The organism is Paenibacillus xylanexedens (assembly GCF_007676705.1).
GTDB classification, from domain to species: Bacteria; Bacillota; Bacilli; order Paenibacillales; family Paenibacillaceae; genus Paenibacillus; species Paenibacillus xylanexedens_C.
Map to the genome: position 1 here is coordinate 1 of NZ_VEBF01000411.1, position 259 is coordinate 259.

Sequence of the window (259 nt, forward strand, 5' to 3'; positions counted from 1 at the left end):
GGTGGGGATACGATGATTGATAGTGGTAGGAAATATGTGGGGGGAGAGAATGATGTACTGGGGGGATTAATGATAAGGAAGGGTGAGGGATTATGGGGGGAAATGGGTTTGGTGGATAATTGGATTGGAGGGGTATTGTGTGGAAGTGAGTGTTATGAGTTGATGAAAGGGATGAAAAGGGTAGGTGTTGGGATGGAGGGTGATGAGGAGAATGGGTGTGAAAGAGGAGGGTTTAGGAGTTTTGGATGGATATGTTTTG

1 protein-coding gene is annotated in these 259 nt (G+C 45.9%); it reads left to right on the plus strand.

Annotation, left to right across the window (positions count from 1 at the left end):
- Positions 1-12: 12 nt before the first annotated feature.
- Positions 13-259, plus strand: a 247-nt coding sequence (locus FS628_RS30710) for a PLP-dependent transferase (protein ID WP_260871253.1), incomplete at its 3' end; no start/stop codon positions are given.